Genomic DNA, 12,740 nt, shown 5'->3' with positions numbered 1-12,740 from the left:
TATGAAAAAGTTACTCCTGCTGTTCTCCATATTCTCTGCGTGCATCTGCCGTGCGCAGGACACGCCGCTGGTGATTCACATGAAGGTATTGCAGGGCCTGCAGTTCGATGTGGTGCGCTTCCAGGTGAAACCGGGCGCGAAAGTGAAAATCATTTTCAGCAATACCGATGATATGAACCACAACCTGCTGATCGTGAAACCCGGCACCAGGGAAGCGGTGGTAAACCTGGCGCAGGAACTGGGCGCACAGGGACCATCGGTGGATTACATCCCGGCCAGCGCGAACGTATTGTGGTCCCTGCCGGTGGTGGAGCCCGAGCAGGAGAAAACGCTGGAATTTACCGCGCCGTTGCAGGAAGGGATTTATCCTTATGTATGCACCTATCCCGGCCACGGGCTGATCATGTACGGCGCGATGTACGTAAAGCAGGATGCCCATCTTCCCGATATCACGGATGACGGGAACATTCCCCCCGGCCGTCGTCAGTCGGATGTGAGCCTCGAAGAAGATGAAACGCATCATGCCAGCCACCATGGTCACGGCACAAGGGCCTTACATCCTTATACCCCTGTGCCACCGTATCACTACCGCGTTTTTATCGCAGGTGCGAGCCCGGCGGCCATCGCCGTGAGCCTTCCCGACAGCCTTTCGTATTGCTGGGATGCCGGTGAATGCAAGCTGCGCTTCGCATGGAAGGGTGGCTTCCTGGACAACTCCGATCTCTGGAAAGGCAAAGGCGATGCGCTGGCGAAAGTGCAGGGCGCGGTGTTCTTTAACGGGGCGTCAGCCTATCCATTCACCTTCAAAGGCGTTGCTCCGGTTGCCAGTTACAAAGGCTACCGGCTGGTGGCACGTTATCCTGAATTCCACTACACCGTCAATGGCGCTCACGTATACGAACTCATCAAACCGGCGGCGGGCGGCAACGGTATCGTGAGGCACTTCCGGGTTACCGGGCACACGAAGGATGTGGTGTTTTATGCCCCACCGCAAGAGGGCCTACGGTACGAATCGTCGGCCGGCAAATGGGAGGAGGACAAACTTTTATTAACGGCCCTGCAAGCCAGGGAATTCAGTATTACAATCACTGTTTTATGAAACATGGTTTGTTATTGTTGGGATGGTTATTCGCAGCATGGCCTGCTTCGGCGCAATCTTACGCTGTTGAGACCATTCCCATGCCCGAAGGCCTCACCGCCGAAACCGGGGCCATCGAGTTTATGCCGGACGGGCGCCTGATCGCATGCTTTACGAGAGGGGAAGTGATGATCTATGCGCCACGTACCAAAAAATGGCAGCTGTTCGCCGAAGGACTGCACGATCCCCTGGGCATGCTGGTCATCAGCAATCGCGAGGTACTGGTAATGCAACGCCCCGAACTGACGCGGCTCAAAGATACCGATGACGATGGCATGGCGGATGTGTATGAAAAAGTGACGGATGGTTTCGGGCTGTCCGGTAATTACCATGAATTTAACTACGGCCCGGTAAAAGATAAACAGGGCAATCTTTATATCGCATTGAACGCATCGTCGCCGAATGGTGCCATGCGGCCGGAAGTGCGCGGCGTGATCAAAAAGGAAGGCCGCGACAGTACAGACGGCCGCAAGCAGATGTTTGCCGCTGTGCCGTACCGCGGCTGGATCATGAAACTCACTCCTGCGGGCAAACTGGTGCCGTATGCGATGGGGTTCCGTTCGCCCAACGGTATCGGTTTCGACCTGGCGGGTAATTTATTTGCGACGGATAACCAGGGCGACTGGATAGGCACCAGCCCGTTGCTGCATGTGCAGGAAGGGCGCTTCTACGGCCACCCTGCCAGCCTGGTATGGAAAAAAGGATGGACCAAAGGAAGCCCATTCGTGCTGCCGCCTGCCACGCTCGACAGTATGCGCACCAAACCCGTGGTGCTGTTCCCGCACGGCATCATGGCGAATTCTCCCACGCAGCCGCTATGCGATATCACGCGCGGGAAATTCGGGCCGTTCGCGGGGCAGCTGCTGATCGGGGAGATGAACCAGGCGCGCATCGTGAGAGTGATGCTGGAAGAGGTAGGCGGTGCGTTACAGGGCGCATGCATTCCTTTCCTCGATGGGCAGGGACTGCGGAAAGGCAACAACCGCCTCGCTTTCGCACCGGACGGCAGCCTGTATGTAGGCCAGAACTCGCACGGTTGGCTGGGCGACGAAGGCATTCAACGGATTGTGTATACCGGGAAACCGCCGCTCGATATTTATAAAATGCAAATCACCCCGAAGGGATTCGACCTTGTTTTTACACAACCGGTCGACGTTGCATCCGCCCGCAATCCCGCCAGTTATTCGATGCGGCAGTATAACTACAACTATCATAAAAAATACGGTTCTCACCAGATGAACCTCGACAGTGTGGCGATCAGGCAGGTACTGGTGTCACCGGATCACAAACGGGTGTCCATTGTATTGCAGCAGATGAAAGCCGGATATGTATATGAACTGAAACTCAAAAATATACAGACGACTGCGGGGCAGCCGTTGCAGAACAACCTCATCTGCTACACCGCCAACCGGCTGCCGGGCGAAACAGCGCCGGTACTGAAGCGGCCGGCCTTTGCGAAAAAGGATATCGAAGAAGGGAAATTGTTGATCACAAAATCGGATTGCCGCACCTGCCACCGGCCCAACGAAAAACTGGTGGGCCCTTCATATGCCGATATCGCGCGTAAATATCAGCCGACGGAAGCAAACGTAAACCAGATTGCCCAAAAAATCATAAAAGGCGGAAGTGGCGTCTGGGGCCAGATTCCGATGGCGCCGCATGCCAATATCCCGCTTGCCGATACGAGGAAGATTGCGCGGTATATTTTGTCTTTGTAACAATTGGTGAAAAAAGTGTAATTTAAGTGACCTTTAAAACCTAGTGCACCATGTTCAAAGTACCTGCTCAATCTTCTGCGGCTTCAACAGCCTTGTTAGTACTGCGCATTGTTGTAGGCATTGCGTTCATCCTTCATGGCTGGGGTAAAATACAGACTCCCACCAACTGGGTGCCTCCCGGAGGGCCGATCACGTTATCACCGTTGCTGCAATTGCTGGCTGCGGTATCGGAGTTCGGTGGCGGCATTTTGCTGGCCATTGGTTTATTCACGCCCATCGCTGCCCTGGCCATCGGCATCACCATGGCGGTAGCGGTGTATTTCCACGCCGTGATATTTAAAGATCCTTTCGTGAACATGACGGGCGGCGGCGCGTTCGAGTTGCCGCTGGTATACTTCAGCATCATGCTGCTGATACTGTTCGCCGGTCCCGGTAAAATTTCCGCCGACTACAAGTTTTTCGGAAAAAGATAATCTGCCGGGTTATTGAACGAAATAAGGCTTTAGCAATTCATCCACCTGATCATAGCCGGTAGGGTATGGAATGCCCTTCGTTTGTGCGCCGGCTTTCAATAGTGCTGCCACGGATTCGGGAGAACGAAGGTTCGTCCAGTAAGAATCGGTGGCAGCACGTATGGCGAGCAACAAGGGTATGCGGCCTTCCGCATCGGCGGCGTCTGCCGTGGCACCACGCCTGAGCAGCAGTTTGACCGTGCTGTGCCGGGCGCGCCAGGCGGCCACATGCAGGGCGGTACTGTTCCTTGCAATACCGAAATACCCGTCTCCCTGCACATAACGTGCATTGATATCCACACCCAGTTCCAACAACAGTTCCACGCTATCCGTATTGCCCGTGCCCGCGAACTCCGCGAGCAGGGTGCCTTCCTGCGCGAGTAACGCCTTCAGCAGCGCTGGCTCCGCCGCTGCCATGTCGTGCGCCCGCACGCCGTCGTTCAACGCACAGGCGGCTATCAACGCCTCCACACCATGCAATTCAAACGGCACGCCCCATTGTTCGAAGAGGCGTAACGCATCTCCGCGACCGCGCCGTGCAGCCATCGATAAAGCGGACCGGCCGTGGCCGTCTTTGATCAGCGGGTTGCCCCCGTGCTCCATCATCAATACAATTATCCGCAAAGCGTTATCGCGCAAAACGGAAGATTGCAGCGGCGTGCGGTGCCAGTGCGTGATGAAGTTGGGATTGGCGCCGGCTTCAAGCAGGTAACGAATGCCGTCGTAATCGTGCCAGTCGGCTTTCCGTAGCAGCAGGGTGGCCAGGCTCGCATCGGTCAGTTTATCCGTTTCCACCAGTGCATGCATGGCCTCATTGTTGTACGACTCGGGCGTGTGGTAAGTAGTTTCGCCATCGTTCGGATCAGCGCCATGCTCCAGCAGCAACCGGGTGAGCGGCGCATGATGCGCGATGCCTGCCGCACCGTACAATACGCTTTCCCATTCGGGTTCGTTCAGGTGGTTCCTGTCCGTCCAGCCGGTATTGGCATCCGCGCCGTTTTCAAGCAGCGCGGCGGCGCAGCGCACCAGCCCGTTGCTGCGCTCCGGGGCCATACGCAGGTATTTGGAGAAACACAGGTACGTAAGTGCGTCCCAGTTATGCGGGCCGCCTTTCTGCGTGGCCAGCGCCGGTTCTAGGGAGAGAAAGGAACGCAGTTTTTCATCGTCGCCTGAAATGGCCGCCGCGTAAATACTGGCGCCTGCCACTTCGGGATGTTCGGCCAGAATGGCGGCAGCGGTATCGAGTGTGCCGTTCACATGGGTATCGCCTACCGGTACGCAGGCCGCAACAATGAAAGCGTCGTGAGGGGATGAATGCATACAACGGGTTTATATAAAATTAGGCAAAAATTGCGCGGGCCGCACCGGCTTATTTGTCGACGGGTATGCTGCGTTCAAACAGGACGAACCCGGTTCCTCACTTTCTCTTCGGTAACGTGCATTTTCTACACGGGATGCAATAGTTTCGCCCCATGATCATCAGACCCTACACCCCGGCAGACAAGCCGGGCTGCATATCGGCGTTCGAAAGCAACATGCCGCGGTTTTTTGCGCCGGCGGAACTGGAGGATTACAGCCGGTGGCTTGACGGTCTGGCCATTCGTGACGAGCCCGAAGCGGGCATCGACAATTATTTCGTAGCGGAAAACGATGGCCGGGTGATCGGCTGCGGCGGTTTTTACCTCGACCGCGAAAAGCAGGAAGCTACCATGGCCTGGGGGCTCATCAGCAACGAACATCATAAAAAGGGATGGGGAAAGGAATTGTTCATGTACAGGCTGAACGTTATCCGCAGCCTTTGCGCGCGATGCAGGGTCATCCTCGACACCACGCAGCATTCGTTTCCTTTCTTTGAAAAAATAGGGTTTAACGTGGTGAAAATAACGAAGGATTTCTACGGCGAGGGGCTGGACCGGTATGATATGGAACTGCTGCCTGCCACAGAGCAGAGTGAAAGCGCTTCATAAGGCCCCAGCCGTCTCTGTCGCATACAGGAAAAATTGTTTTATATATTTGCAACGAATTGATATGGAAGATCACCAGCAAACAGATATCAGAACGGTAGAAGTAACGCGTTACGTAACGCCCCTGCGTGAAGGTGGTTCGTTGCCCGCTATCGCGGAGGCCGACGACGGGTTTTTATACGTGCTGAAATTCCGCGGCGCAGGCCAGGGCGTGAAGGCATTGATCGCCGAGCTGATCGGCGGGGAGATTGCACGTGCATTGGGACTGAAAGTACCGGAGATCGTATTCGCCCAACTCGATGCGGCTTTCGGCCGTACCGAGCCCGACGAGGAGATACAGGATTTGCTGAAGGCCAGCGTGGGACTGAACCTCGCTTTGCATTACCTCTCCGGCGCCATCACCTACGATCCTACCGTGACTACCATCGAACCGGCAACGGCGTCGAAGATCGTATGGGTGGATTGTTTGCTGACCAATGTGGACCGTACTGCGCGCAACACCAATATGCTGATGTGGCGGCGGGAACTGTGGCTGATCGATCATGGCGCTTCGCTTTATTTCCATCATTCCGGCCTGAACTGGCAAGAGCCCGCCAAAAGGCCTTTTGTGCAGGTGAAAGACCATGTACTGCTGCCCCAGGCTACCGCCCTCGAAGCCGCGGACGCCGCCTGTCGGCAGGTCCTCACGCCGGCGCTTATCCGGAGGATCGTTTCCCTGCTGCCCGATGCCTGGTTCCCGGAAGAACAGGCGGCAGCGCACCGGGAAGTATATTATAATTTTCTGACCACCCGTATCGCGAATTCCGAAGTTTTTGTAAATGAAGCACAGCATGCAAGAAAAGCACTCATTTGAATATGCCGTCATTCGTATTGTGCCGAGGGTGGAACGGGAGGAATTCCTGAACGTGGGGGTTATGCTCTTCTGCAAGCGGCCCGCCTTTCTGCAGGCTATGATCACCCTCGACGAACAGCGGCTCAGGGCTTTTTGCGCCAAAATCGACATCGAAGAAGTGAAGGCATACCTGCATGCCATCGACAATATCAGCAAGGGAGGCCCTCATGCGGGGCCCATCGGCAAACTCGACGCCGCCTCGCGTTTCCGTTGGCTCACCGCCACCCGCAGCACCATCGTACAGACATCCAGGGTGCATACGGGCCTGTGCACAGACCCGCAGCAAACCCTTATCCAGCTGCATGCCGAACTGGTGGAATAGTTGTTCCGCGGTACCGCTCCGGTGCACTACGCATGCGTAAGCGTGGCGGACGGTGCAGCAGGCCGTTTCTTTTTCAGGATCAGCGCCGCGATGAGGGCCACGATCAGGCCGATGGGCAACACCTCCATATAAGTAATGATGACCACCAACAACGGATTTTTGTACATCTCCTTAAAATCGGCCATCTCTTCTGTTTTTTTGGCCAGCTCGGCCGCCGTAGCCCCGTCCTGCTTCGCATCCCACAATACATGCTTCGTATACTGGTCGAGGAAGTCCGGGATGAACAGGTAATAATCGATTATCCAGGCCAGCGTGTACATCGACGAGGCGATCAGCGCAATGAATGCGCCTATCTTGAAGGCTCTCCCGAACGACACCAGGCCGTTGCTGTACTTGTCGCGGTAATTTTTCACGCCCACGAAAATCAGGGAGAAAATGAGGATGAAGCCGATGTAGCCCACTACATCGTTGCTTTCGAATTTTTCCGGGTTGGCGTAACAGGTAGCCGTGGCATAGATCATAAAGGCGACGAGGATAGCGCCCGCAATCGACCCGAAAATCCAAATGTTTCTTTTCATCGGTATTATGTTTAGTGATGCCTCAAAAATGAAACTTTCCCCGCTCAGACCGTTCATACTTTAGGATGATTTATGGCCGTGCTGGCAATTTTAGTACTAAAGCAGGATTCTTATTATGGTATGATACTCAGTCGTTTAGCCATTTCAACGGCTTGCGTGCGCCGTTTGACGTCCATTTTTTCGAAGAGGCGGGACGTGTGCGTTTTGACGGTGCTCAGCGACACGAATAAGCGGGCGGCGATTTCCTGGTTGCTCAATCCTTCGGCCATCAGTTGCAGCACTTCCAGCTCACGGCTGCTGATGCCGAGGCGGGCCAGTTCCTTTTCATTCACGGTAAACGCGTGGCCGTTGTGCGGCACAATCACTTCTTTCTCCACCACCACCGTCTGGATTTTGGGCCTCGCCAGTTTCAGGGCGAGCCAGATGCCGAGGGCGGTAAACAACAGCGCAATGGCCCCGATGTAAATCTGGAAAGCATGGTCGATGATCACGAAACGCAGCTCGAGCCATTTCAGTAAAAACAGCAACAGGGCCAGGCAAAGGCCGTAGAGGATGATATGTTTGTTCCGGTGGAAAAAATTGAATGCCATGGGTGACAGTTGCAGATCTGCTTCAAAATTAAACAATTTAGCATGGCCTGCAATATTCACGCGGCAGTAGTGCAGGTGAAAGAAACCGCGAGGGCCTTTTACCGGAGCGCGATCGTCGGGGTGAGCCCGTACATGGTTTTGAATTCCTTGATGAAGTGGACCTGGTCGTAGTAGCCGTTATCATAAAAGAGTTTGTCTTTTTTCAGGCTTTCCACGGAAGGTTTGGCGTGGAGGATGTGCTGAAAGCGCACTACTTTGCTGAACACTTTCGGCGTATCGCCGATATAAAAGTTAAACAGCCGCCGCAGCTGCCGGGGGCTGATGCCGGAGTTGAGCTCACGCTCCACTGTCAGAACCCCGCGGGCGTTGAGGATGATGCCGATGGCGTCGAATAGCCGCCCGTCTCTATGGAAGTGTGTATTGGACAGGATGTGCAGGAAAAACTGATCCAACCGTTGCTGCAGGTTGGCGAGAAATGCGGGGTGTTGCGCCAACCGGGTGAGGCCGGCGGAAAGGTGGGGCAATACCTGGCCGAGATGCTCGAAGCGGTTGGTCAGTGCCGATGCATCGATGTTAAAAAGCAGCGGGAAGGCTGCTGGCAGGAAACGTATGCCGATGTAATTGAAAACGGGTGGAAGGGGAAACTCCGTATAGACGGTAGAGAAACCCATGATATAATTGTCCGCCGGCTGCTGCACGTCAAAAAAAAGATCGATGCACCCGTCCGCCACCACCCGGTATACAAAGGCTTCCGTGAGCGGCTGCATGGTTTCCAACTGCCAGTAGCAATAGATATACGGCGCCAGGCGTGGCTCAGGCAACAACTCGTGATAAGCCACGCGGCCCGCCGCATCTTTGATGGTCGGCTGAACCGGCTGGAAACGCTGCCTGATATCCGGAACGATGATGCTCATAGCGGCAAATATCTGTTTTTTGTGCATCCCCCGCTGAAAGTGCTTTATTTTTCGATCGCGGAAACGGCTGTAGAAATTTTTCCCCGGGGCGTGACCGCCTGCCAAAGGGAATTCATCGCGGCACGGTATATGATTCATGCCTTTGAAAACCATGTGTATGAAAAAGGCATCGTATTTATTACTTGTAGTATTGGCGTTTACCCTCAGCAGTTGCGAGATCATCGGCGGTATTTTCAAAGCAGGAGTGTGGACGGGACTGATCGCCGTGGCGTTGGTGCTAGGGCTTATCATCTTTTTCATTTCCCGAACGGGCCGTAAGTAAGGGGAATCGATTATATTCGGGCCATGAATATCGAGCAAACAGACAACGGAAAGAAAGGCAGTTTTAAAGCTATGAGCGATGGCGCGCAGGCGGGGGAAATGACTTACACCTGGGCCGGGGCCGACAAATTTATCATCGATCATACGGAGGTGGACGATGCCTTTTCCGGGCAGGGCGTGGGCAAACAGCTGGTGATGGCGGCGGTGGACTTTGCCCGCACGAAACATGTGAAAATATTACCTTTATGTCCATTCGCGAAGAGTGTATTCGATAAAGAACCCTCGATCGAAGACGTGTTATTCTGACCAGATATGAGCGTAATATTCAGAACGATCCGGCCCGGCGATGAAAAAACGCTGGCTTCCATTATCCGCACGGCGATTGAAGAATTTGACGTGCCGCGGGAAGGAACGGCTTATACGGATCCTACCACCGACAATTTATACACCTATTTCCAGACGAGAGGTTCTTTATACTGGGTGGCTGAAGAAAACGGGCAGCTGCTGGGTGGTTGCGGCGTTTATCCCACACAGGGCCTGCCGGCAGGATGTGCGGAGCTGGTGCGGTTTTTTCTCGCTGCAGCCGCCAGGGGCAAGGGCCTCGGTTTCCAGCTGATGGAAAAAACTTTCCAGGCAGCCCGCGAGCTGGGTTACAGGCAGTTGTACCTCGAATCGTTCCCCCAAATGGAAAAAGCCATCAGCCTTTACGAACAGGCCGGTTTCCGGCATCTCCGGGAATCGTGGGGCAACAGCGGACACTATGCCTGCAATGTGTGGATGGTGAAAGATCTCTGATCAGCTGTCGCGCGTAATATCCTGGAATGAAAGCCTGAAATCTTCACCGTAGCTTTCGCGGTATTCTTTTGCAAACTTCGTGTAGGCGTCCTGCGCGGTTTTATGGCGACCGGCCATCATCAGGCATTTGCACCTGTACACCAGCGCCTCCTCGTTCAGCGGGTCGAACTGGAAAATGGCCTGCGTCAGCCGCAGCACCAAATCCGTTTCGCGGTGCAGGTTCATCTTACCGATCGCCGCCAGCATCAGCCCGGTGGCATGTATCGAAATCTCCGACTTGATATCGTCGAGCCATTCGTAAGGCATATTCCGGAGAAAGCTCCCGCGCGAGGTGATCTCCAGCAGCGCTGCCGCAGAAGGTTGGGTGCTGGCTTGCCCGAGATAATCACGGTAGTCGAACCGGACATCCGCCGGAACTTCCAGCTTCCACCGGCCTGCATCTTTAACAATGTGCAGGTCGCCGGCCTTTTCGAGAATGACCTTCAGTTTAACCAGGTTCATGGAAAAGTTATTCCGCGCATCTTTCGGTGATGTATCTCCCCACAACAGTTCAAACAGTTTTTCCGGCGCAATGCCTTTGCCGCCTTTTTCAGTATAAATCAGCAACAGCAGGAACAGCTCCTGCAGCAGCGGGGTGAACAGGCGGGTGCAGTCGTTTCCCTCCTTACCGGTCATTTCAAAATCACCGAACAGGAAAATGGCTGCCGATGTTTTTTCCGGTGTGTCCTCAGCGGGAGGAACGGCGGGAGAAGGCCCATGCGCTTCGTCGAGTGTATGCCAGCGCTTCCACACAAAATAGAACAGGGCACCGGCAGTAAGCATACAGGCAAGGCCCATCAGCACCCGGTCGAGGCGGAATCTATTTTGAGCGGGCACCGTTACGGCGGGTGTGGGGTTGGGCGGGGAGTCTAGCGTGTAGGCTTTCAGCTCCCTGATATCGTCTTTTGTATTGAAGAGCCTCACAGCCGGCAGTTTTCTACTGCGCGGCGCATAGAACAGGTCTGCAAAGGACTTGATGTCGCGAAACGGATCAGGGCCATCAAACTGCAGGTTATCTGCCCGGAAGCTGTCGGCGAAGTTTTCGCCGATCACGAAATTAAAACTGAACAGGCGTTGATTGTATACGAGATCGATGTTCTGCCCTTCGTTGGTCACCAGCCCCAACACATACCCGAAGTAGGTTTCCATGCCTAGCCGGAACATCGCATCGAACGAAATGTCCATTTCCTGTTCGATGCAGACGGGGGCATCGGACGTCAGCCGGAGGCCGGTCCGTTTTTCGGGCACCACTTCGTGGCTGGAAAAGGCCAGTCCGTGCGATTGCGCGAAACCGGCACTGCAAAACAGGCATGCAAAAAATATACTCATCAGATATTTCTCCATGAACGGTGAGGCGACTTGGTTGAATCAATCATAAAACGTGTTGTCAAGATACTGATCTTTTAAAAACGGCGGGCGTAATTTGTAGGGCAGAAAGATGTTTTGTGCTTGAAAACCAATATTTTGTTTAAAAATGCGCGATTAATTTTCCCGTTAGTGACGCTGTTAATGCTTTTGTTAGTGACCGGCGGGTTACTTGCAGATCAATGTGCCGTAGCCCGTAGCGTTGTACCTGTGCGCATCCGTTTAAACTGATCAAAAAAAAGAAATTATCATGCGTTTATCTGTTTTCCTGTTGACCGTTTTAATCATTTCCATCAGCTGCGCGAAAAAGACGGGCGGAACGGTGGTGGGGTTGCCCCTCGGGCGCGACACGGTATTTGATGAAACCGGTTGTTTGTACACCTCTTATTCCAAACTGGTGATGGCCGGGTACCAGGGCTGGTTTGCGGCAGAGGGCGACGGCTCCGGGCGCGGCTGGTATCATCTGCAGAACGGCCGCTGTGGTGGTTTCAAGCCAGGCTGTTCATCGGTGGATTTTTACCCAGACATGCAGGCGTACCCGCAGCAGTATAAAACCGCCTTCCAGTACCCGGATGGCTCGCCTGTGCACATGTATAGCCCGTTCGACGAGTCGGCCGTTGACCTGCATTTTAAATGGATGCGCGACTACGGTATAGACGGGGTATTCATGCAGCGCTTCGTGGTGGAAATAAAAGAAAGCAACCCCAAAGGGAAACGGCATTTCAACAAAGTGCTCGAAAACGCCCTGAAAGCGGCCCGGAAGTACTCCCGCGCCATCTGCGTGATGTACGACCTGACCGGCTGCACCCCGGCGGACGTGGCTTACGTGGAAAAGGACTGGGCCGAGCTGCAGCAGCTATTCCGGCTTTTCGACAATACAGCACATCCCTCGTACCTGCGCCACAATAAAAAACCGCTGGTAAGCATCTGGGGGGTGGGTTTTAACGACAACCGGAAATATACGATCGCCGATGCCGCCCGCCTGATCGCCCGCCTGAAGGGCGATAACAACCGGGTATCGGTGATGCTCGGTGTGCCGTATTACTGGCGCACGCTGGCGAAAGACACGGAGAATTCCCCGGCGCTGCACGAACTTGCCAAGCGCTGCGACATCGTGATGCCCTGGGCCGTAGGCCGTTACAGCAGCGGGAATTATGACGCCGTGGCGGAAGCCACGCTCGCCGGCGACGTGGCCTGGTGTAATACCCACCGGGTGAGTTATGTGCCGCTGGTGTTCCCCGGCTTCAGCTGGGGCAACTTGAAAAACGACCCCTCGCTGTATAACTCCATTCCGCGGCTGAAGGGGGATTTTTTATGGCAGCAGGTGGCGGGCGTAAGGCAGGCAGGCGCACAGGCGCTTTACGTGGCCATGTTTGATGAAATCGACGAAGGCACCGCCATTTATAAATGCGCCCGCGAGGCCGAGATGCCGCTCCATGGCGACAAAAAATTCGTAGGCATCGAAAACGAACTGGGCTCCGACTACTACCTGTGGCTCACCGGCCAGGCGGGGCGCTGGTTAAGGGGAGCGCCTGGTTTCGGAGTACAAAAACCGGTGCGGTAGACGGGGCGGTTACAGGCAGAATCCGTTA

15 protein-coding genes are annotated in these 12,740 nt (G+C 54.7%); 10 read left to right on the top strand and 5 right to left on the bottom strand.

Features of this window, described 5'->3' with window-relative positions:
• The first annotated feature begins 1 nt into the window (after position 1).
• The 3 genes from EGT74_RS05250 to EGT74_RS05240 are packed head-to-tail and all read left to right on the top strand — an operon-like array spanning position 2 to position 3,329.
• Complete coding sequence (locus tag EGT74_RS05250) at positions 2-1,099, top strand: plastocyanin/azurin family copper-binding protein (protein ID WP_158618010.1); 1,098 nt, start codon at positions 2-4, stop codon at positions 1,097-1,099.
• Entirely contained in the window at positions 1,096-2,856 is a 1,761-nt protein-coding gene (locus EGT74_RS05245) for a DUF7133 domain-containing protein (protein WP_220392814.1), read from the top strand. Before EGT74_RS05250 ends, EGT74_RS05245 begins: the two co-directional genes overlap by 4 nt.
• A gap of 50 nt (positions 2,857-2,906) precedes the next feature.
• Positions 2,907-3,329 carry a DoxX family protein gene (locus tag EGT74_RS05240; RefSeq protein WP_123845473.1) on the top strand — a complete coding sequence of 141 codons (423 nt, stop codon included), beginning with the start codon at positions 2,907-2,909 and terminating at the stop codon, positions 3,327-3,329.
• Positions 3,330-3,338: 9 nt separating this feature from the next.
• Here EGT74_RS05240 and EGT74_RS05235 read toward each other — a convergent pair whose 3' ends face one another.
• A complete protein-coding gene (locus tag EGT74_RS05235; protein WP_123845472.1) occupies positions 3,339-4,688 on the bottom strand; it encodes an ankyrin repeat domain-containing protein in 1,350 nt (449 codons plus the stop codon).
• Between the two features lie 152 nt (positions 4,689-4,840).
• Between EGT74_RS05235 and EGT74_RS05230 the strand changes: the two genes are divergently transcribed.
• The 3 genes from EGT74_RS05230 to EGT74_RS05220 are packed head-to-tail and all read left to right on the top strand — an operon-like array spanning position 4,841 to position 6,546.
• On the top strand, positions 4,841-5,335 hold the full coding sequence (locus EGT74_RS05230) for a GNAT family N-acetyltransferase (RefSeq protein ID WP_123845471.1): 495 nt from the start codon (positions 4,841-4,843) through the stop codon (positions 5,333-5,335).
• A gap of 46 nt (positions 5,336-5,381) precedes the next feature.
• On the top strand, positions 5,382-6,185 hold the full coding sequence (locus EGT74_RS05225; RefSeq protein ID WP_246008125.1) for a HipA family kinase: 804 nt from the start codon (positions 5,382-5,384) through the stop codon (positions 6,183-6,185).
• Positions 6,163-6,546, top strand: a complete 384-nt coding sequence (locus EGT74_RS05220) for a DUF3037 domain-containing protein (RefSeq protein ID WP_123845470.1) — start codon at positions 6,163-6,165, stop codon at positions 6,544-6,546. The genes EGT74_RS05225 and EGT74_RS05220 overlap by 23 nt, the downstream gene beginning before the upstream one ends.
• Before the next feature lie 26 nt (positions 6,547-6,572).
• On the opposite strand, the gene EGT74_RS05215 is transcribed toward EGT74_RS05220, so the two are convergent.
• From EGT74_RS05215 to EGT74_RS05205, 3 genes are all read right to left on the bottom strand, one after another.
• Positions 6,573-7,124, bottom strand: a complete 552-nt coding sequence (locus tag EGT74_RS05215; protein WP_123845469.1) for a DUF4199 domain-containing protein — start codon at positions 7,122-7,124, stop codon at positions 6,573-6,575.
• Positions 7,125-7,237: 113 nt separating this feature from the next.
• Positions 7,238-7,714, bottom strand: coding sequence for a response regulator transcription factor (locus tag EGT74_RS05210; protein WP_123845468.1), 477 nt, complete (start codon positions 7,712-7,714; stop codon positions 7,238-7,240).
• Between the two features lie 98 nt (positions 7,715-7,812).
• Entirely contained in the window at positions 7,813-8,628 is an 816-nt protein-coding gene (locus tag EGT74_RS05205; RefSeq protein WP_123845467.1) for an AraC family transcriptional regulator, read from the bottom strand.
• A gap of 157 nt (positions 8,629-8,785) precedes the next feature.
• Here EGT74_RS05205 and EGT74_RS05200 point away from each other — a divergent pair, with 157 nt between their 5' ends.
• Genes EGT74_RS05200 through EGT74_RS05190 form a run of 3 tightly spaced genes read left to right on the top strand, consistent with a single transcriptional unit; the run spans position 8,786 to position 9,744 of the window.
• Positions 8,786-8,950: a phosphatidate cytidylyltransferase gene (locus tag EGT74_RS05200; RefSeq protein ID WP_123845466.1), complete on the top strand. Its 165-nt coding sequence runs from the start codon at positions 8,786-8,788 to the stop codon at positions 8,948-8,950.
• A 23-nt stretch (positions 8,951-8,973) separates the two neighbouring features.
• Complete coding sequence (locus EGT74_RS05195; protein WP_123845465.1) at positions 8,974-9,255, top strand: GNAT family N-acetyltransferase; 282 nt, start codon at positions 8,974-8,976, stop codon at positions 9,253-9,255.
• Positions 9,256-9,261: 6 nt separating this feature from the next.
• A complete protein-coding gene (locus tag EGT74_RS05190; protein WP_123845464.1) occupies positions 9,262-9,744 on the top strand; it encodes a GNAT family N-acetyltransferase in 483 nt (160 codons plus the stop codon).
• Here the strand turns inward: EGT74_RS05190 and EGT74_RS05185 are convergent, their stop codons facing one another.
• Positions 9,745-11,112, bottom strand: a complete 1,368-nt coding sequence (locus EGT74_RS05185; RefSeq protein WP_123845463.1) for an AfsR/SARP family transcriptional regulator — start codon at positions 11,110-11,112, stop codon at positions 9,745-9,747.
• A gap of 286 nt (positions 11,113-11,398) precedes the next feature.
• On the opposite strand from EGT74_RS05185, the gene EGT74_RS05180 reads away from it, so the two are divergent.
• The gene (locus EGT74_RS05180; RefSeq protein WP_123845462.1) at positions 11,399-12,712 is read left to right on the top strand and encodes a glycoside hydrolase family 71/99-like protein; all 1,314 of its coding nucleotides are present in this window, start codon (positions 11,399-11,401) and stop codon (positions 12,710-12,712) included.
• Positions 12,713-12,740: the final 28 nt, after the last annotated feature.

The organism is Chitinophaga lutea (assembly GCF_003813775.1).
Classification (GTDB): Bacteria; Bacteroidota; Bacteroidia; order Chitinophagales; family Chitinophagaceae; genus Chitinophaga; species Chitinophaga lutea.
The sequence above is the reverse complement of the archived record's forward strand: the minus strand, read 5'-3'. Positions and strand labels throughout refer to the sequence as shown.

Excerpts from the sequence above, each read along its gene's own strand:
- EGT74_RS05245 (WP_220392814.1), top strand. The coding sequence starts at position 1,096 with ATGAAACATGGTTTGTTATTGTTGGGATGGTTATTCGCAGCATGGCCT.
- EGT74_RS05250 (WP_158618010.1), top strand. The coding sequence starts at position 2 with ATGAAAAAGTTACTCCTGCTGTTCTCCATATTCTCTGCGTGCATCTGC.
- EGT74_RS05185 (WP_123845463.1), bottom strand. The coding sequence starts at position 11,112 with ATGAGTATATTTTTTGCATGCCTGTTTTGCAGTGCCGGTTTCGCGCAA.
- EGT74_RS05240 (WP_123845473.1), top strand. The coding sequence starts at position 2,907 with ATGTTCAAAGTACCTGCTCAATCTTCTGCGGCTTCAACAGCCTTGTTA.
- EGT74_RS05195 (WP_123845465.1), top strand. The coding sequence starts at position 8,974 with ATGAATATCGAGCAAACAGACAACGGAAAGAAAGGCAGTTTTAAAGCT.
- EGT74_RS05200 (WP_123845466.1), top strand. The coding sequence starts at position 8,786 with ATGAAAAAGGCATCGTATTTATTACTTGTAGTATTGGCGTTTACCCTC.
- EGT74_RS05180 (WP_123845462.1), top strand. The coding sequence starts at position 11,399 with ATGCGTTTATCTGTTTTCCTGTTGACCGTTTTAATCATTTCCATCAGC.
- EGT74_RS05220 (WP_123845470.1), top strand. The coding sequence starts at position 6,163 with ATGCAAGAAAAGCACTCATTTGAATATGCCGTCATTCGTATTGTGCCG.
- EGT74_RS05235 (WP_123845472.1), bottom strand. The coding sequence starts at position 4,688 with ATGCATTCATCCCCTCACGACGCTTTCATTGTTGCGGCCTGCGTACCG.
- EGT74_RS05190 (WP_123845464.1), top strand. The coding sequence starts at position 9,262 with ATGAGCGTAATATTCAGAACGATCCGGCCCGGCGATGAAAAAACGCTG.
- EGT74_RS05205 (WP_123845467.1), bottom strand. The coding sequence starts at position 8,628 with ATGAGCATCATCGTTCCGGATATCAGGCAGCGTTTCCAGCCGGTTCAG.
- EGT74_RS05215 (WP_123845469.1), bottom strand. The coding sequence starts at position 7,124 with ATGAAAAGAAACATTTGGATTTTCGGGTCGATTGCGGGCGCTATCCTC.
- EGT74_RS05230 (WP_123845471.1), top strand. The coding sequence starts at position 4,841 with ATGATCATCAGACCCTACACCCCGGCAGACAAGCCGGGCTGCATATCG.
- EGT74_RS05210 (WP_123845468.1), bottom strand. The coding sequence starts at position 7,714 with ATGGCATTCAATTTTTTCCACCGGAACAAACATATCATCCTCTACGGC.